This is a genomic window from Streptomyces sp. NPDC031100, assembly GCF_055570785.1.
The window spans coordinates 252474-269873 of record NZ_JBVIGN010000007.1 but is presented as its reverse complement, the minus strand read 5'-3'; the positions used below and the strand labels follow the sequence as shown (position 1 = coordinate 269873).

Genomic DNA, 17400 nt, shown 5'->3' with positions numbered 1-17400 from the left:
CCAGCGGGTCAGTCGTGCGTCTTGGCCAGCAGCTCCAGGATCTCCGCAGTCGTGCCGCTCTCGCCGAGCCGTGGGAAGATCCGCTCGACGCTGCCCGCGTGTGCCTCGGGTACGCTGTCGGCCATGGCGTCCGTGGCGAGCGTGACGTGGTAGCCGTGGGCGTAGGCGTCGCGGGCGGTGGACTCGACGCCGATGCTGGTGGCGATCCCGGTCAGCACGATCTGGGTGATGCCTCGGCGGCGCAGCTGGACGTCGAGGTCGGTGCCGTGGAAGGCGCTCCAGTTGTGCTTGGTGACACGGATGTCGCCGGGGTGGCCCTGCAGCTCGTCGACGAGGACGTCCCAGCCCTCCGGGAAGGCCAGACCGCGCGGCTGCTGCTCGGTCCGGCCGGGGACGGCGTCCGCCCAGTCGGGCGCGAAGGAGACCCGGACCAGGACCACGGGGAGGTTCCGGGCCCGGAAAGCCTCGGCGAGCCGTGCCGTGCGGGCGACCACGTCGGTGGCGGCGTGCGGCTGGGTGGGCATGCCCACGATGCCCTGCTGGAGGTCGATCGCGACGAGGGCGGTACGGGGGTCGAGCGCGGTGACGGACATGGGGGGATCAGGCCTTTCGGGGTGGGTCGGCCGAGTGATCGGTCGAAGAGGAACTGATCGGTCGAAGAGGAACGCGGAGCACATCGACGGGTTGACCGGGTCACGGCTGCGAGAGTCGTTCCAGCAGCTCCAGCGCCTTCAGCACCGTCTGCCGCTCCTCCTCGGTGTAGCGGTCCTCGAAGGCACGGGCCAGCCACTCCTCGCGCAGCTGCTTGTTGCCCTCGACGCGGGACCGGCCGCTCTCGGTGAGGGTGACCAGCTGGCGGCGGCCGTCGTCGGGGTCCGGGGCACGCCGGATCAGGCCGTGCTGCTCCAGGGCGGCCAGCGTGGTCGCCATCGACTGCGGCCGCACCCCCTCCGCGGCGGCCAGGGCGCTGGCCGTGGCCGCCCCGTGCTTGCCGACCAGGGAGAGCGCCGACTCCTGCGAAGGGGTCAGATCGGAGTCCTGCGCGACCTCGCGGATACGGCGCCGCAGCCGGCTGAACACCACGCGCAGGTCGCGCGCCGTGCGGGCGGCGGAGTCGGACATCTGAACCATGCCGTCACCCTAGAACCACCAGGAAAGACTGTCCAGCCAAGACTGTTCAGTTTTACCTGAAGAATATCGGGTGCGCCTCCTGCGCTGCATAGGCTGGTGGCGTGCGCCTGCTCCTGATGTCCGACACCCACCTCCCCAAGCGCGCCAAGCGGCTCCCGGACCGACTGCTCGCCGAACTCCCGCACGCGGACGTCGTGTTCCACGCCGGCGACTGGGTCGACACCGCCACCCTCGACCTGCTGGAGAGCCGCAGCCGCCGGCTGATCGGCGTGTACGGCAACAACGACGGACCCGAGCTGCGCGCCCGGCTCCCCGAGGTGGCGTACGCCGAACTGGGCGGCCTGCGCTTCGGCGTGGTGCACGAGACCGGACCGGCACAGGGCCGCGAGGCCCGCTGCGCCGCCCGATTCCCGGACCTGGACGTGCTGGTCTTCGGCCACAGCCACATCCCCTGGGACACCGTCGCCCCCGGCGGGCTGCGGCTGCTCAACCCCGGCTCCCCGACCGACCGCCGCCGCCGGCCGCACTGCACCTACCTCACGGCGACCCTCGCCGACGGAGCCCTCACCGACGTCACCCTGCGGGAGCTGCCCCAGCGGTAGCGGCCTGTGGCACGATGCGGCGATGATCTCCGACTACGGCATACCCGACGTCGTACCCGCAGGCAGCCTGGCCGACCGCGGCCAGCCCGTTCTCGACCTGGCCGGCGGTCTGGAGCTGCGGCCCTGGCGGATCGACGACACCGACGCCGACGCGCTGCTCGCCGCCGGGCAGGACCCGGCGATCCGGCAGTGGAACCTGTTCTCCGTCGCCGACCGCGACGAGGCCCGCGCCCGGATCGGGCGCATGCACGAGCGCTGGCGGGCCGAGACCGGCGCCGTGTGGGCCATCGCCCGGCCCGGCGGCCCGCCCCTCGGGCTCACCGGACTCCACGCCGTCGACCTGGCCGGCGGCAGCGCCGACATCATGTACTGGGTGCTGCCCGAATCGCGCGGCGGCGGCATCGTCGTCGAGGCGGCCCGGCGGGTCAGCCGGTGGGCCCTGGACGACCTGGGCCTGCACCGTCTGCGGCTGTGCCACGCGGTCGCCAACCCGGCGTCCTGCCGCGTCGCGGAGAAGGCCGGATACGCCTTCGAGGGCACCACGCGCTCCTCGCTGCTGCATGCCGACGGCTGGCACGACGAGCATCTGCACGCCCTCGTCGCCGGGGACGCCTGATCCCTGCTCGGGGCCACGGCTACCGGCGGTGGGGCGCCCCGGCCCGCCTGCACCGTCGTACCCGCGCGGCGACCAGCACCAGCACGGCGACCGCCGCCAGCGCGCCGGCGGCCCGCTTGGCCACCGGGAGCGCGGCCGCACGCAGGAGGTCGAGCGGCTCGGCCTCCTCGTCGGTGGGCGGTTCGGGTTGCTCCGCGGCGGTCTGCGGGGGCCGTGCGGCCAGCCGCTCCGCCAGGCACGCCGAGAACTGCCCCACCAGCCGGTCACCCACCTCCGCCAGCACGCCGCGCCCGAACTGTGCCGGACGCCCGGTCACCGTCAGATCGGTCCGCACCGACACCGCCGTACCGCCGTCGCGCTCGCTCAGGGTGCCGGTGACCGTCGCCCGGGCCGTGCCCTGCCCCCGGGTCTCCCGGCCGTTCGCCAGGAGCACCATCCGGTGCGCCGCCTCGTCCTGCTCCTCGAAGACCGCGGTGCCCCGGTAGGCCACGGTGACCGGGCCGACCTTGACCTTCACCGAGCCGGTCACCGTCCTGCCGTCGTACTCCTCCACCACCGCGCCCGGCAGACAGGGCGCGACGCGTTCGATGTCGAGGAGCGCACGCCAGGCGTCGTCGACCGCGACGGGGACGGTGAACTCGTGGTGCAGCTCCATGACTTCCTCCTCGCACTCAGGGCGCGGCGGGCGGGTGGATCGCCCCGGCGGTCGTGGTCAGGGGCGCGCCGCTGCCGCCCCAGCGCAGGGCGATGATCTCGGCGGCGACGGACACGGCGACCTCCTCGGGCGTACGGGCGCCGAGGTCGAGGCCGAGCGGCGAACGCAGCCGGGACAGCTCGGTCTCGGTGAGTCCGGCCTCGGTCAGCCGCTTGCGCCGTTCGTCGTGGGTACGGCGGCTGCCCATGGCCCCGATGTAGGCGGCCGGCCGGCGCAGTGCCTCCTCGAGCAACGGCACGTCGAACTTCGGGTCGTGGGTGAGGACGCAGATCACCGTGCGCTCGTCGGTGTCGGTGCCCCCGAGGTAGCGGTGCGGCCATTCGACGACGACCTCGACGCCCGGCGGGAAGCGCTTGGGCGTGGCGAAGACCGGGCGGGCGTCGCACACGGTGACCCGGTAGCCGAGGAAGTCGCCGATGCGGGCCACCGCAGCCGCGTAGTCGATCGCGCCGAAGACCAGCATGCGCGGCGGCGGCGCGAACGACTGCAGGAACACCGTCACCGCGTCCTCACGGCGTTCCCCGTGCGGCCCGTAGTGCCTCAGGAGCGAGGCGCCGAGGGCGAGTTCGCCGCGCGCGTCGGCGGTGACCGCGACATCGAGCCCCGCCGTGCCGAGCGTGCCGGCCTCGGTGCCCTGCCACACGGCCAGCGTGGCCCCGCGCGGGGCGGGCCCGTCGACCACCGTGGCCACGGTCACCGGCTCGCCCGCCGCGACGGAGGCGGCGACCTCCCCGAACGCGGGGTCGGTCGCGGGCGTCACGGGCCGCACCAGCAGGGTGATCTCGCCGCCGCAGGTGAGACCCACCGCGAACGCGTCCTCGTCGCTGTACCCGAAGGTCGCAAGCCGCGCCTCGCCGCTCGCCACGACCTCCTGCGCGAGCTCGAACACCGCTCCTTCCACACAGCCGCCCGACACACTGCCCACGACCTCGTCGTCGGACCCCACCGCCATGGCGGCGCCGGGCCCGCGCGGCGCGCTGCGGCTGACCGCGACGACCGTGGCCAGACCGAACGGGACCTGGTCCGCGTACCAGCGCTCCAGCGCCGGCAGAATCTCACGCACGCTCCGCTCCTCTCCCGCGCACCACCAAGACCCCGTCGGTCTCCGCCCCGCGCACCACCGCCGCCAGCCGCTCCAGTGCCGCCAGGCTGTGCCCCTCGACGAACGCGTCCACGCTGGGCAGGGCAGCCGCCATCCCGGCGGCCAGCGGCGCGTAGCCGGGCCGGGCCTTGCGCGGATTGGCCCAGATCACCCGGTGCGCCAGCCCGTGCAGGCGGCGCATCTGCGCACCGAGGAGCTCCGGGTCACCGCGTTCCCAGCCGTCCGAGAGCAGCACGACGACGGCGCCGCGCGCCATGCCGCGCCGGCCCCAGCGGTTCAGGAACTCGCGCAGCAGCTCGCCGAGGCGGGTACCGCCGCGCCAGTCCGGCACGGCCGCCGCCAGGGCAGCCATCGCCAGGTCCGGGTCGCGGTGCGAGAGTTCCCGGGTCACCCGGGTCAGCCGGGTGCCGATCGTGAACACCTCCGTACGGCCCCTGCGCACCGCGGCATGCGCGAACCGCAGCAGCGCGTCGGCGTACGGCGCCATCGACCCGCTCACGTCCACGAGCAGTACGACCCGGCGGGGCCGGTCCACGCGCGCGTGCCGCCGCAGCCGGGCCGGCTCCCCGCCGCGCCGCAGCAGTTCCCGTACGGTGCGCCGCGGGTCGACGTCCCCGCGCCGGGCGGGCCGCCGCCGCGCCGAGCGCCGGGTCTGCCCGGACAGGGCGAACGCGGCCAGCAGCCGGCGGACATGGGCGCGCTCGACGGCGTCCAGCTCGCCGACGTCGCGGTGCCGCAGCACCTCGGCGGCACTGGCGAGAGCGGCCGTCGGCGGCCCCGGCTGCTCGTTCCCGCCCGGGGCACGGCTCCCGGCGGGAGCGTCCCGCGCGACGAGCCGCAGCCGGGGCGGAGGAGCGCGCCGCACCACCTGCCGGGCGGGCTCGCCCGACGGCCCGAAGTACGCGGCGAACACGCGCTCGTACCGCTCCAGGTCGTCATGCCCGCCGCACAGCGTCGCCTGCCCCGCCCAGTACACGTCCGCCCGCACACCGGGCCGCAGCACGTCCACGGCGCGCAGGAAGGCGTACGCCCGCTCGGTGCTCGCCTCGACCCCCGCAGCCCGCAGCGCCCGCACGAACCCGAGCAACACGGCGTCCGCCTCTGCCGTATCCCTCTGTCGGCCCGTGGGGCCGTTCCCGTTGCGTCCCGATCCGTTCATGACGGTCACGTCCCCCGCGCCGCCAGGACCGCCGCGAGGTCGAGCCCCCGCGCCCGGTCCGCGTCCTCCCGGTACTTCAGCACCGAGCCCAGCGTCGCCACGGCCAGCTCCGCGTCCACCTCGCTCGCCCCCAGCGCGTCCAGGGCCTCGGCCCAGTCGATCGTCTCGGCCACGCCCGGCGGCTTGAGGAGGTCCGCGCCGCGCAGCGCCTGCACCAGGGCGGTGACCTGCTCGGCCAGCCGTTGCGACACCTGTGGCAACCGGGTGCGCACGATGGCCAGTTCGCGGGCGAAGGAGGGATGGTCGAACCAGTGGTAGAGACACCGCCGTTTCAGCGCGTCGTGCACCTCCCGGGTCCGGTTCGAGGTCAGCACGACCACCGGCGGCTCCTCGGCCCGCAGCGTGCCGAGTTCCGGGATCGTGACGGAGTACTCGGACAGCAGCTCCAGCAGGAACGCCTCGAACTCGTCGTCCGCCCGGTCGATCTCGTCCACCAGCAGCACCGACGGCTGCGTCTGCAGGGCCTGCAGCAGCGGCCGGGCGATGAGGAAGCGCCGGTCGTACAGCTCGCTCTCCAGCCGGTCGGCATCCTGGACGCCGGCCGCCTCCGCGGCCCTCAGGTGCAGCAGCTGCCGTGGGAAGTCCCAGTCGTACAGCGCCTGCGAGGCGTCGATGCCCTCGTGGCACTGCAGGCGGATCAGCGGTGCGCCGAGCGCCTCGGCCAGCGCGGACGCGAGCGCGGTCTTCCCCACGCCCGCGTCGCCCTCGCAGAAGAGCGGCCGGTGCAGCCTCAGTGCCAGGAAGCAGGTGACGGCCAGCCCGTCGTCGACGAGGTACCCCGTCTCCTCCAGGCGGGCCCGCACCTGTTCCGGGTCGTCCATCCGGGTGATCGGCGCTCACCCCATTCCGGTGGCGGTCAGCACCGCCCGCCGGGTCAGCACCCGCGCGAGGTGCTCCCGGTACTCGGGCGAGGCCGACAGGTCCTGCGAGGGCCGGGTGCCCTCGGCCGCCGCCTCGGCGGCCCGTGCCACGGCCTCGGGACCGCCGGCACCGGACAGCGCCTCCTCGGCGGCCGTGGCCCGCAGCGGGGTCGAGCCCATGTTGGTGAGCCCGATGCGCGCCTCGGCGATGTGCCCGTCGGTGCGCCGCACCAGCGCCGCCACGCCGACGATCGCCCAGGCCTGCGCGACCCGGTGGAACTTCTCGTAGTGGAAGCCCCAGCCGTCCGTCTTCGGCACCCGCACCTCCACCAGGAGTTCGTCGGGCGCCAGCGCGGAGGTGAGGTAGTCGAGGAAGAACTCGCGCGCCGGGATGGTGCGCCGTCCGCCCGGCCCCGCGGCGACCATCTCGCCGTCCAGGGCCAGCACCACCGCGGGCAGGTCCCCGGCCGGGTCCGCATGCGCGAGCGAGCCGCCGAGGGTGCCCCGGTGCCGTACGGCGGGGTCGGCGACCGTGGCCGTCGCGGCCGCGAGCAGGCCCGCGTGCCGTCGGACCAGCGGGTCACGGACGACGTCGTGATGGGTGGTCAAGGCACCGATCACGAGCGTGTCGCCGTCCTCGCGGACCCCGCGCAGCTCCGGGATCCGCCCGACGTCCACGACCAGCTCCGGGAAGGCGAGCCGCAGCCGCAGCAGCGGCAGCAGGCTCTGCCCGCCGGCCAGCACCTTCGCCTCCTCACCCGCGTCGGCGAGCACGCGCACCGCCTCGTCGACGCTGCCCGGACGCGCGTACTCGAATGCCGGGGGAATCATGCCGACGCCTCCTTCACCGCGCGCCACACCCGCTCCGGCGTACAGGGCATCCGCACGTCGTGCACGCCCAGCGGCCGCAGCGCATCCACCACGGCGTTGACCACGGCGGGCGTCGACGCGATCGTCCCGGCCTCCCCGACTCCCTTGACCCCCATGGAGTTCGAGGCCGCCGGTGTCTCCGTCCGGTCGGTCACGAAGTCCGGCAGGTCCGCCGCCGACGGCACGAGATAGTCGGCCATGGTGCCGGAGACGAGGTTGCCCTCGTCGTCGTACACGGCCTCCTCGAACAGCGCCTGCGCGATGCCCTGCGCGAGCCCGCCGTGCACCTGGCCCTCGACGATCATCGGGTTGACGACCCGGCCGACGTCGTCCACGCAGACGTACGACCTGATCCGCGTCCGCCCGGTCTCCGTGTCCACCTCGACCGCGCACAGGTGGGTGCCGTGCGGGAAGGAGAAGTTCTCCGGGTCGACCAGCGTCTCGGCGTTGATGGACGGCTCGACGCCGTCGGGCAGGTCGTGCGAGGTGAACGTCTCGAAGGCGATCTCCTGGATGCTCTTGCGCGCCTCCGGGGAGCCCTTCACGGAGAACACGCCGTCCGTGAACTCCAGGTCCTGCTCGCTCGCCTCCAGCAGATGCGCGGCGACCTTCCGTGCCTTCTCGACCACCTTCGTCGCCGCCCGGTGCACGGCCTCACCGCCGACGGCCAGCGACCGCGAGCCGTAGGTGTCCATGCCCTGCGGGGCCGCCTTGGTGTCACCGTGCACCACCTCGACGTCCTCGAACGGCACGCCCAGCACATCGGCCGCGATCTGGCTCCAGCAGGTCTCGTGGCCCTGCCCGTGCGGGCTGGTACCGGTGACCACCTCGACCTTGCCGGTGGGCAGCATCCGGATGGTCGCCGCCTCCCAGCCGCCGGCCGCATACCGCAGGTCGCGCAGCACCCGGCTCGGCGCGAGCCCGCACATCTCGGTGTACGTCGACACGCCGATGCCGAGCCGCACGGGGTCACCGCGTTCGGTGCGCTTCTGCTGCTCGGCGCGCAGGTCGTCGTACCCGAACAGGGCGAGCGCCTTCTCGGTGGCCGCCTCGTAGTTGCCGCTGTCGTAGGTCAGCCCCGCGATCGAGGTGTACGGGAACTCCTCGTGCCGGATCCAGTTCCGGCGTCGCACCTCCACCGGGTCCAGGCCGAGTTCGGCGGCCAGCTCGTCCATGATCCGCTCGATGGCGAACGTGGCCTCCGGGCGTCCGGCGCCGCGGTAGGCGTCGGTGGGGGTGCGGGTGGTGAAGACGCCGGTGCAGTGGAACTCGTAGGCGTCCATCTTGTAGATCGCCGGGTACATGAAGGCGCCGAGGAGCGGGATGCCCGGGGTGACCAGCATCAGGTACGCGCCCATGTCGGAGAGCAGGTCCACCTTCAGGCCCAGCAGCTTGCCCTCGCGGGTCGCGGCGACCTCGATGTCCTGGATCATGCCGCGGCCGTGGTGGGTCGCGAGGTAGCCCTCGGAACGGGACTCGGTCCACTTCACCGGACGGCCGAGCCTGCGGGCGACCGCGAGCGTGAGGGCCTCCTCGCCGTACACCTGGAGCTTGGAGCCGAAGCCGCCGCCCACGTCCGGGGCGATCACGCGGAGCTTGTGCTCGGGGATCCCGGTGACCACCGCGAGCATGACCCGCAGGATGTGCGGGACCTGGGTCGCCGAGTAGACCGTGTACTCGCCGGAGGCGGCGAGCGGGGTGACGACGACCGCGCGCGGTTCGATGGCGTTGGGGATCAGCCGCTGCTGGTGGTAGCGGCGCTTCAGCGTGACCTCGGCGCGCTGCCGGACGGTCTCGAAGTTCTCGCCGGTGGCGAGCGGCCAGGTGTAGCAGCGGTTGGTGCCCTTGTCGGCGTGGACCAGCGGGGCGCCGTCCGCCAGCGCGGCCTCCAGGTCCAGCACCGGCGGCAGCGGGTCGTAGTCGATCTCGATCGCCTCCAGCGCGTCGGCGGCCGCGTACCGGTCGCGGGCTACGACCACTGCCACCGGGTCACCGGCGTAGCGGACCTCGTCGACGGCGATCGGCGGGTGCTCGGGGAGCACGATGTCCTCGGTGACCGGCCAGGCACAGGGCAGCGAGCCCAGCCCCCCGGCGAGGTCGGCGCCGCTGAACGCCGCGACGACACCGGGGCGTTCGAGGGCGGGGGAGACGTCGACGCGGGTGACGCGGGCGTGGGCCATCGGACTGCGCAGGACGGCCAGGTGCAGCAGACCGGCGACCTGGATGTTGTCGGTCCAGTTGGTCTGGCCCGTGATCAGGTGGGCGTCCTCCTTGCGCAGCCGGGAGCGGCCGACCTCGTGTGCGACGGCCTGATCGGTCATGCCGTGACCTCCTCGCCGACCTGCTGCCCGGAGGCGGCGAGCACCGCGCGGACGATGTTCTGGTAGCCCGTGCACCGGCAGAGAGTGCCCTCCAGGGCCTGCCGGACCTCGTCGGAGGTGGGGTGCGGGTTCTCGCGCAGCAGATCGCGCGCGGCCATGATCATGCCGGGGGTGCAGTAGCCGCACTGCAGACCGTGCCGCTCGTGGAACGCGTGCTGCAGCGCCGTCCACTCGCCGTCCTTGGCCAGCCCCTGGACGGTGGTCACCGTGCCCCCGTCCGCCTGGACGGCCAGGACCGAGCAGCTCTTGACGGTGGCCCCGTCCAGGTCGACCGTGCACGCGCCGCAGTTCGAGGTGTCGCAGCCGATCGGGGTGCCGGTCAGGCCGAGGCGGTCGCGCAGGTAGTGGGCCAGCAGCAGACGGGGTTCCACGTCGTCCTCGTAGGTCGTGCCGTCCACGTTCACCTTGATGTGGGTCATATGCCCTCCAGACCGTGCGGCAGGAGCGAAATCAGCCAGATCGACGTGATGTACGTCACTCTATGGCCGCGCCCTGGAGGCGGCGAGCGCTGCGACAGCGCCTTTGTTGAACATTAATCCATTGCTGTCGGGTGAGCGGCCCTGCTGCACTGCTCCTGACCCGACGTCACCCAGAGAGGACCAGCAATGCGCGCTGCGTGCATGTCCACCCAGGAAGGAATCCCACCCATGCCGAAGGACATCACGCTCAGTGCATCTGCTCAATCTCGGAATTCTCGCGCATGTCGACGCCGGTAAGACCAGCCTGACCGAACGGCTGCTGCACGCGGCCGGGGTGACCGACGAGATCGGCAGCGTCGACGCAGGCAGCACCCGGACGGACACCCTCGCGCTGGAGCGGCAGCGCGGCATCACCATCAAGTCGGCGGTCGTGTCGTTCCCGCTGGACTCGGTGACCGTCAACCTCATCGACACCCCCGGTCACCCGGACTTCATCGCCGAGGTGGAGCGGGTCCTCGGTGTCCTGGACGGCGCCGTCCTGGTCGTCTCGGCCGTCGAGGGCGTCCAGGCGCAGACCAGGGTGCTGATGCGGACCCTGCGCCGGCTGCGCATCCCCACGCTCGTCTTCGTCAACAAGATCGACCGGCGGGGCGCCCGCGAGCAGGCCGTGCTGCGCGAGCTGGCCCGCAGGCTGGCCGTACCGCTCGTCCCCATGGGGGCGGCCGCCGGGCTCGGTACCCGGGACGCCCGCTTCGTTCCCGGACTCGGCCCGTCCGCCCTGGACGCCCTCGCCGACCATGACGACGACCTGCTCCGCGCCTACGTCGCCGGAGGCGTCTGCGACGACCGCCTCCGCACCGCCCTCGCCGCCCAGACCCGGCGTGCCCTGGTCCACCCGGTCTACTTCGGGTCCGCCATCACCGGCGCCGGCGTGGCCGAGCTGGTCACCGGCATCGAACGCCTGCTGCCCACCGCCGACGGCGACCCGGACGGCCCGCTGTCCGGCACGGTGTTCAAGGTCGAGCGGGGCCCGGCGGGGGAGAAGATCGCCTATGCACGGATCTTCTCCGGCACCCTGCGCGTACGTGACCGTATCCCGTTCGGGGACGGCCGCACGGAGGGCGCAGAGGGCACGGCCGGGTCTGCGGAGGGCAGGATCACCGCGCTCAGCGTCTTCGACCGGGGCACCGATGTCCGGCAGGACGCCGTCGGGTCCGGCCGGATCGCCAAGGTGTGGGGCTTCGGCGGCGTTCGGATCGGCGACGCCCTCGGTGCGCCGGGTCGTGCGTACAAGCACCACTTCGCGCCGCCGACCCTGGAGACGGTGGTCGTCCCGGGGCCCGGCACGGACCGGCGGTCCCTGCACCTCGCGCTCACCCAGCTGGCCGAACAGGACCCGCTCATCGGCGTCCGCCACGACGAGCTGCGCAAGGAGACCTCCGTCTCCCTCTACGGCGAGGTCCAGAAGGAGGTCGTCCAGGCCACCCTCGCCGACGAGTACGGCCTGGACGTCACCTTCCGGGAGACCACCACCCTGTGCATCGAACGGCCGGTCGGCACCGGGCAGGCCGTGGAGTTCAACAAGAAGGACCCCAATCCCTTCCTCGCGACCGTCGGCCTGCGCGTCGACCCCGCCCCGACCGGGTCCGGCGTGCAGTTCCGGCTGGAGGTGGAGCTGGGCTCCATGCCGTACGCCTTCTTCAGAGCCGTCGAGGACACCGTCCGCGAGTCGCTCGGCCAGGGGCTGTACGGCTGGCAGGTCACCGACTGCACGGTCGCCATGACCCACTCCGGCTACTCGCCCCGGCAGAGCCACGCCCACCAGGGCTTCGACAAGAGCATGTCGAGCACCGGCTACGACTTCCGCGGTCTGACCCCGCTCGTCCTGGTCGAGGCGCTGCGCCGGGCGGGCACGCTGGTGTACGAGCCGATGCACCGCTTCCGCCTCGAAGCCCCGGCGGACACGCTGGGCGCCCTGCTGCCGGTGCTCGCCCGGCTGGGCGCGGTCCCGGAGACCACCGGGGCGCACGACACGGCCGGTGTCCTGGAGGGTGCCGTGCCCGCCGCCCGGGTCCATGAACTGGAGCAGCGGCTGCCGGGGCTGACCCGGGGCGAGGGCGAGCTGGAGACCGCCTTCGACCACTACGCGCCGGTCACCCGGGGCCCGTCGCCCGAGCGGCCGCGCACCGACCACAACCCGCTCAACCGGAAGGAGTACCTGCTGAACGTGACCCGCCGGGTGGGCGACTGAGGCGCACGTTCTGACTGAGAGTCAACTTACTTCCAAGTCAGTAGTATTGACGCTGCCTGGACGGCCCCGGACTGTGGTGTACATGTCCACCATCAGGGCGCGTCTGCTCCTTGTCCCGGTCGTCCTCTGCGGACTCCTGACGGTGGCGGGCACCCCGCCCGCCACCGCTGCCACCCCCTCCGACTCCCTCTGGTTCGACGGCACTGCCCTCACCGTCCAGAACGGCCGCTTCACCGACGGGCAGGGCCGCGAGATCGTGCTGCGCGGCTACAACGTCTCCGGCGAGACCAAGCTGGAGGAGAACGGCGGCCTGCCCTTCGCCTCGGTCGCCGACGCCCGCAAGTCCGCGACCGCGCTGCGCGCCCTCGGCGGCGGCAACGCGGTCCGCTTCCTGCTCTCCTGGGCCCACGCCGAGCCGGTACGCGGCCAGGTGGACACCGCCTACCTGGCCGCCGTCACCGAGCAGATGCGCGCCTTCCTGGACGCGGGCATCCGGGTCTACCCCGACTTCCACCAGGACCTCTCCTCCCGGTACCTGTTCAACACCGGCAGCTGGTACACGGGCGACGGCGCACCCAAATGGGCGGTGGACGCGGGCAGTTATCCCAAGGAGTCCTGCGGGATCTGCCTCTTCTGGGGTCAGAACATCACCCAGAACGCGGCCGTACAGAAGGCGCAGTACGACTTCTGGCACAACGCCTACGGCGTCCAGGACGCCTTCCTGGCCACGGCCCAGTCGGCCATGACGTACCTCCGACAGCACTTCACCGACAGCGAGTTCGCGGGCGTCGTCGGCTTCGACCCGTACAACGAGCCGTACGCGGGCAGCTACGACTCCGGGCAGACCTCCCGCACCTGGGAACGCGACCTGCTCTGGCCGTTCTACGGGAAGTTCCGTGCCCGTATGGACGCGGCCGGCTGGCAGGACAAGCCCGCCTTCGTCGAGCCCAACCTCTTCTGGAACGCGAATATCTCCACCCAGAAGCAGGAGGGCGGCCTGCTGGACGCGGGCACCCTCGGCTCCCGCTACGTCTTCACCACCCACTTCTACGACCAGAAGGCCATCTCCGGCATCCTGATGTGGGGCAAGGCGGCCGACGGCCAGTACGCCTCCGACTTCGGCGCCGTCCGCGACCGCGCCTCGGCCGCCGGGACCGCCGCCGTGGTCAGCGAGTTCGGACACCCGCTGTCCGGCACGGTGTCCGACAAAGCACCCACCGTTCTCAAGGCGATGTACCAGGCCCTCGACTCCCGTGTTCCCGGAGCGCGTTGGTGGACCGACCCGACCGCCTCCGGCCCGGTGCTGTCCGGCTCCCAGTGGCAGTGGGACCTCTACAACGGCCGCCACCACGAGCTGATGAACGGCAACCCCGACAAGGTCCGCACCTCCGGCGACGCCTGGAACGACGAGGACCTCTCCGCCATGAAACTCGACGACTCCGGGAACGTGACGCTCCGTCAGGACCCCCGGCTGCTCGACCGGATCTATCCGAACGCCACCGCCGGCCCCGCCCTCGCCTTCACCTACGAGGACCGCTCCCGGGACGGCTCCACCACGCTGACCTGGAACCCGGTGCCGAGTTCACTGCCGAGCGTGGCACGGCTGGTGGGCTCGGGTCAGTACGGGCTGCTCGTGTGGCGCTCCGGCGGTGGCACCGCGCCTACCGAACTGCACCTGCCGGCCTCGTTCCCGGCGTCGGCGACGACCGTGGTCTCCGACCTCGGCACGGCCTACGCACCGCCCGCCTACAGCGCCTCCACCCCGGTCGGCGTGGCCCCCGAACCGGGCGGCACCGGCAGCCGACGGCTGCTGCTCACCGACACCGACTCCGGCGTCCTGCACTACGCCCTGGTGACCAACGGGGCCACGGCACCCGCGGCGGACCTGCTGGCCGCGGCCCGGTCCGAGCTGGCCGCCTGGGCGACGGCGCACTTCTGACAGCGCAACAGCCTCCGGAGTGAGTGGGGCACCCCGGAGGCCGCAGGACAACAGCTCAACTTGCGCTCGGACCGGTCCAGTCGGCCTGCACATGCCCCAGCCGGACGCGCTGCGGATGGTCGCCGACCGGGATGGACGCCACCTTCCGGCCCGTGGCGAAGTCGATCGCCGTGACCTGGTCGGCGCCGCTCTCGGAGACGATGCAGTCCCTGCCGTCGCCGCTGACCGTGGCCCAGTACGGCTTCGACGTGGTGATCAGCGGGCCCTCCTGGAGGGTGGCGCGGTCGACCACCGTGGCGTAGTCGTCCATGGTGCCCGCGACACACAGCTTGGTGCCCTCGGGGTTCATCGAAAGGCCGTGGTGGCGCGAGTCGTTGACCCAGGTGGTGCGGTCCTCGCTGGTCGCCGGGTTCTTCGGCAGCGTCTTCACCCGGGTGATCCTGTCGGCGGCGAGGTCGTACTCCAGGAACCCGTTGAAGAACGACACCTGGAAGTACAGCTTCGACTCGTCGGGGGAGAAGACGGCCGGCCGCACCGCGTCGGAGAAGTCCTTCAGGCCGATCGCGTCCAGCCGCTGGCGCATGTCGACGACCTTGACCTGCTTGTAGGTCGTCGCGTCCACGACCGTGATGTGCCGGTCGCCCTTCGTCCAGTCCCAGGCCGGGTCGTCCAGGGCGGTGTTGACGTCCCCGATGGCCATGTTCCAGATGTACTTGCCGTCCTTGGTGAAGATGTTCTCGTGCGGCTTGTCGCCGGTGGCGAACGACCCGAGCTGCTTGCCGGTGGTGATGTCCAGCACGTGCACGGTGTTGGCGGTCGAGGCGGAGACCGCCACCCGGGTGCCGTCCGGCGAGACCGCCATGTGGTCGGCGCGGTAACCGGACACCGGGAAACGCCAGTTGACCTTGTTGCTGGCCAGGTCGATCGAGACGACGTCCGCGAAACTCGGGCGGGAGACCACGACCGACCTGCCGTCCGGGGTGGAGTACATGTCGTCGGCGAACTGGTCGTGGCCCTCGCCGACGCTGTTGCGGATCGCCATGAAGTAGATCCACTTGATGGGGTCCGCGTTGATCTCCGCCATCCGCTGGTCCTTGTCCGGGATGACGTTGATCCGGCCGATCTTCGCGAAGTCGCCGGAGGACTTGATGACATCGGCGGTGCCGTCCCAGTTGTTGCCCACGAACAGCACCTCGCGCAGATCCGGGGCGTCGGATGCGGCGGCGGAGGCGGCGGTCGCAGGGCCTGCGACGGTCAGGACGAGGGCGGCGGCCACGGAGCACAGGTGCCTGGTTCTGGAGGCAGGCATGACTGCTCTCTTTCCTCGGGGAAATCTGAACACGGGCGCATTCACAGTGAACTTACTGAAAAGTAAGGAGGGGGCGACCTTCTCGACAAGATGTGTGCACGACAAGATTGGGCCACCGGTGGGTGACGGAGGGGGAAGCGTGACGGGCAGGCTCAGGGCGCCGACGGGCCGCTACGGCGGCAGGTCCGCCGAGGAACGGCAGGCCGAACGGCGCCGCCGCTTCCTTGACGCGGCGCTGCAGTTGTTCGGCGCCGCACCGGGCTACCGCGCGACGACTGTCGCCGCACTGAGCCAGGCCGCGGGCCTGTCCACCCGCCAGTTCTACGAGGAGTTCCGCACCCTGGAGGACGTCCTCGCCGCGCTGCACCTGGAGGTCAACGGCTGGGCGGAAAGGGCGGTGCTGGACGTGCTCGCGGCGGCCGAGGGGCTGCCGCTCGCCGAGCGGGTCGCCGTCCTGTTCCGCGCCTACGCCCGCGACGTCACCTCCGACCCGCGCCGCATCCGCATAACCTTCGTGGAGATCATCGGCGTCAGCCCCCGCCTGGAGGAGCAGCGGCTCGCCCGCCGCGCCCGCTGGGTCGACCTGATCCGCTCCGAGGCCGACGCGGCGGTGACCCGCGGGGAGGCGGCACCGCGCGACTACCGGCTCGCGGCCACGGCCTTCATCGGCAGCGTCAACGGCCTGCTGCACGACTGGAGCGCAGGCTGGGTGGACGCGAGCCTGGACGAGGTCGTCGACGAGCTCGTCCGCCAACTGCTCGGCATCCTCAGGCCGGAGGGCTGGCGTCCCGAGGCCGGGTGACCGTCCGGCTCCGGGCCGGGGATCCCCAGGTCACCGGCTGCATCACCGCACGACGCGTACCGTTCGACGCGCGCGATCCGCCCTGAGCTGGTCTGCTGGATCGAGGGGCATTCATGCCCGTTCGAACCCGTTCGCACCCGTTCTCCGGAGAATCGCATGAGTACCTATCGAGTCGCGCAGGTGACCGCCCCGAACGGCACGTTCGAGCTGGTCGAGCGAGAGGTGCCGCAGCCCGGGCCCGGCCAGGTGCGGATCGCCGTGGAGGCGTGCGGGATCTGCCACAGTGACGCGCTCTTCGTGAGCGGCGGACTACCGGGCGTGACGTTCCCGGAGGTGCCCGGGCACGAGATCGCCGGGCACATCGAGGAGCTGGGCCAGGGAACGCACGACCGCGGGTGGCGGGTCGGTGACCGGGTGGCCGTCGGCTGGTTCGGCGGCAGCTGCGGCCACTGCACGCCCTGCCGGCAGGGCGACTTCATCGTGTGCCCGAACCTGACGGTTCCGGGCTGGGCGTACGACGGAGGCTTCGGTGAGAAGGTGATCGCACCCGTCGACGCCCTGGCCCGGATCCCCGACGGCCTGGCGGCGGCCGATGCGGGGCCCATGGCCTGTGCCGGCGTGACCACGTTCAACGGGCTGCGGCGCAGCTCGGCGCGGCCGGGGGACGTGGTCGCGGTGCTCGGCCTCGGCGGTCTCGGGCACCTCGGGGTGCAGTACGCGGTCGCGATGGGCTTCGAGACCGTGGGGATCGCCCGCGGCCCCGAGAAGGCCGACTTCGCCAAGCAGCTCGGTGCGCACCACTACATCGACAGCACGTCCGGCACTCTGGTCGCCGAGGCGCTGCAGTCGCTCGGCGGCGCCAAGGTCGTCCTGGCCACGGCCGGGAACTCCGAGGCGATCACGGCCACCGTGGACGGCCTGACTCCCCGCGGCGAGCTGGTGGTCATCGGAGCGGACACCGAGCCGCTCGGCATCACCCCGGTCCAGCTGCTCATGACCGCCCGCGTCGTCCGCGGCCACCCGTCGGGCACCTCCCAGGACGTGGAGGACACCATGGCGTTCAGCGCCCTGCACAACATCCGCCCGATGACCGAGCACGTACCGCTGGAGCGAGCGGACGAGGCCTACCAGAAGATGCTGGCAGGCAGGGCGCGCTTCCGGATGGTGCTGACCTACGGCTGAAT

At 72.3% G+C, this 17400-nt stretch carries 16 protein-coding genes; 6 read left to right on the top strand and 10 right to left on the bottom strand.

Annotated elements, in window-relative coordinates:
- Positions 1–8: 8 nt before the first annotated feature.
- Positions 9–593 carry a hydrolase gene (locus ACZ5DS_RS21570; RefSeq protein ID WP_468240897.1) on the bottom strand — a complete coding sequence of 195 codons (585 nt, stop codon included), beginning with the start codon at positions 591–593 and terminating at the stop codon, positions 9–11.
- Between the two features lie 100 nt (positions 594–693).
- A complete protein-coding gene (locus tag ACZ5DS_RS21565) occupies positions 694–1131 on the bottom strand; it encodes a MarR family winged helix-turn-helix transcriptional regulator (RefSeq protein WP_468240895.1) in 438 nt (145 codons plus the stop codon).
- Between the two features lie 101 nt (positions 1132–1232).
- Here ACZ5DS_RS21565 and ACZ5DS_RS21560 point away from each other — a divergent pair, with 101 nt between their 5' ends.
- The gene (locus ACZ5DS_RS21560) at positions 1233–1733 is read left to right on the top strand and encodes a metallophosphoesterase family protein (RefSeq protein WP_468240893.1); all 501 of its coding nucleotides are present in this window, start codon (positions 1233–1235) and stop codon (positions 1731–1733) included.
- A gap of 22 nt (positions 1734–1755) precedes the next feature.
- Positions 1756–2349 (top strand): GNAT family N-acetyltransferase, encoded by a 594-nt coding sequence (locus tag ACZ5DS_RS21555; protein ID WP_468240890.1) that lies wholly within the window; start codon positions 1756–1758, stop codon positions 2347–2349.
- A 19-nt stretch (positions 2350–2368) separates the two neighbouring features.
- On the opposite strand, the gene ACZ5DS_RS21550 is transcribed toward ACZ5DS_RS21555, so the two are convergent.
- The 7 genes from ACZ5DS_RS21550 to ACZ5DS_RS21520 all read right to left on the bottom strand — a co-directional run bounded on the left by ACZ5DS_RS21550 (position 2369) and on the right by ACZ5DS_RS21520 (position 9915).
- The gene (locus ACZ5DS_RS21550) at positions 2369–3004 is read right to left on the bottom strand and encodes an SRPBCC family protein (protein ID WP_468240888.1); all 636 of its coding nucleotides are present in this window, start codon (positions 3002–3004) and stop codon (positions 2369–2371) included.
- Between the two features lie 16 nt (positions 3005–3020).
- Complete coding sequence (locus ACZ5DS_RS21545; RefSeq protein ID WP_468240885.1) at positions 3021–4127, bottom strand: XdhC family protein; 1107 nt, start codon at positions 4125–4127, stop codon at positions 3021–3023.
- The gene (locus ACZ5DS_RS21540; protein WP_468240882.1) at positions 4120–5256 is read right to left on the bottom strand and encodes a vWA domain-containing protein; all 1137 of its coding nucleotides are present in this window, start codon (positions 5254–5256) and stop codon (positions 4120–4122) included. The genes ACZ5DS_RS21545 and ACZ5DS_RS21540 overlap by 8 nt, the downstream gene beginning before the upstream one ends.
- Positions 5257–5330: 74 nt before the next feature.
- A complete protein-coding gene (locus ACZ5DS_RS21535) occupies positions 5331–6206 on the bottom strand; it encodes an AAA family ATPase (RefSeq protein WP_468240879.1) in 876 nt (291 codons plus the stop codon).
- Between the two features lie 15 nt (positions 6207–6221).
- Positions 6222–7076, bottom strand: coding sequence for an FAD binding domain-containing protein (locus ACZ5DS_RS21530; protein WP_468240876.1), 855 nt, complete (start codon positions 7074–7076; stop codon positions 6222–6224).
- Positions 7073–9436 carry a xanthine dehydrogenase family protein molybdopterin-binding subunit gene (locus tag ACZ5DS_RS21525; RefSeq protein WP_468240873.1) on the bottom strand — a complete coding sequence of 788 codons (2364 nt, stop codon included), beginning with the start codon at positions 9434–9436 and terminating at the stop codon, positions 7073–7075. Before ACZ5DS_RS21525 ends, ACZ5DS_RS21530 begins: the two co-directional genes overlap by 4 nt.
- Positions 9433–9915 carry a (2Fe-2S)-binding protein gene (locus ACZ5DS_RS21520; protein WP_468240871.1) on the bottom strand — a complete coding sequence of 161 codons (483 nt, stop codon included), beginning with the start codon at positions 9913–9915 and terminating at the stop codon, positions 9433–9435. The genes ACZ5DS_RS21525 and ACZ5DS_RS21520 overlap by 4 nt, the downstream gene beginning before the upstream one ends.
- A 250-nt stretch (positions 9916–10165) precedes the next feature.
- On the opposite strand from ACZ5DS_RS21520, the gene ACZ5DS_RS21515 reads away from it, so the two are divergent.
- Positions 10166–12166 carry a GTP-binding protein gene (locus ACZ5DS_RS21515; RefSeq protein WP_468240868.1) on the top strand — a complete coding sequence of 667 codons (2001 nt, stop codon included), beginning with the start codon at positions 10166–10168 and terminating at the stop codon, positions 12164–12166.
- 82 nt (positions 12167–12248) lie between these two features.
- Positions 12249–14105, top strand: a complete 1857-nt coding sequence (locus ACZ5DS_RS21510) for a cellulase family glycosylhydrolase (protein ID WP_468240866.1) — start codon at positions 12249–12251, stop codon at positions 14103–14105.
- Positions 14106–14160: 55 nt separating this feature from the next.
- Here ACZ5DS_RS21510 and ACZ5DS_RS21505 read toward each other — a convergent pair whose 3' ends face one another.
- A complete protein-coding gene (locus ACZ5DS_RS21505) occupies positions 14161–15414 on the bottom strand; it encodes a YncE family protein (protein ID WP_468240863.1) in 1254 nt (417 codons plus the stop codon).
- 139 nt (positions 15415–15553) lie between these two features.
- On the opposite strand from ACZ5DS_RS21505, the gene ACZ5DS_RS21500 reads away from it, so the two are divergent.
- Together ACZ5DS_RS21500 and ACZ5DS_RS21495 are read left to right on the top strand one after the other, a co-directional pair.
- Positions 15554–16216: a TetR/AcrR family transcriptional regulator gene (locus ACZ5DS_RS21500; protein WP_468240861.1), complete on the top strand. Its 663-nt coding sequence runs from the start codon at positions 15554–15556 to the stop codon at positions 16214–16216.
- Positions 16217–16372: 156 nt separating this feature from the next.
- Positions 16373–17398: an alcohol dehydrogenase gene (locus ACZ5DS_RS21495; protein ID WP_468240859.1), complete on the top strand. Its 1026-nt coding sequence runs from the start codon at positions 16373–16375 to the stop codon at positions 17396–17398.
- The last annotated feature ends 2 nt before the right edge of the window (positions 17399–17400 follow it).

Bases quoted from the DNA above. Each gene is read 5' to 3' on its own strand.
- ACZ5DS_RS21570 (WP_468240897.1), bottom strand. From the start codon at position 593: ATGTCCGTCACCGCGCTCGACCCCCGTACCGCCCTCGTCGCGATCGAC.
- ACZ5DS_RS21565 (WP_468240895.1), bottom strand. From the start codon at position 1,131: ATGGTTCAGATGTCCGACTCCGCCGCCCGCACGGCGCGCGACCTGCGC.
- ACZ5DS_RS21555 (WP_468240890.1), top strand. From the start codon at position 1,756: ATGATCTCCGACTACGGCATACCCGACGTCGTACCCGCAGGCAGCCTG.
- ACZ5DS_RS21550 (WP_468240888.1), bottom strand. From the start codon at position 3,004: ATGGAGCTGCACCACGAGTTCACCGTCCCCGTCGCGGTCGACGACGCC.
- ACZ5DS_RS21535 (WP_468240879.1), bottom strand. From the start codon at position 6,206: ATGGACGACCCGGAACAGGTGCGGGCCCGCCTGGAGGAGACGGGGTAC.
- ACZ5DS_RS21530 (WP_468240876.1), bottom strand. From the start codon at position 7,076: ATGATTCCCCCGGCATTCGAGTACGCGCGTCCGGGCAGCGTCGACGAG.
- ACZ5DS_RS21525 (WP_468240873.1), bottom strand. From the start codon at position 9,436: ATGACCGATCAGGCCGTCGCACACGAGGTCGGCCGCTCCCGGCTGCGC.
- ACZ5DS_RS21520 (WP_468240871.1), bottom strand. From the start codon at position 9,915: ATGACCCACATCAAGGTGAACGTGGACGGCACGACCTACGAGGACGAC.
- ACZ5DS_RS21510 (WP_468240866.1), top strand. From the start codon at position 12,249: ATGTCCACCATCAGGGCGCGTCTGCTCCTTGTCCCGGTCGTCCTCTGC.
- ACZ5DS_RS21505 (WP_468240863.1), bottom strand. From the start codon at position 15,414: ATGCCTGCCTCCAGAACCAGGCACCTGTGCTCCGTGGCCGCCGCCCTC.
- ACZ5DS_RS21495 (WP_468240859.1), top strand. From the start codon at position 16,373: ATGAGTACCTATCGAGTCGCGCAGGTGACCGCCCCGAACGGCACGTTC.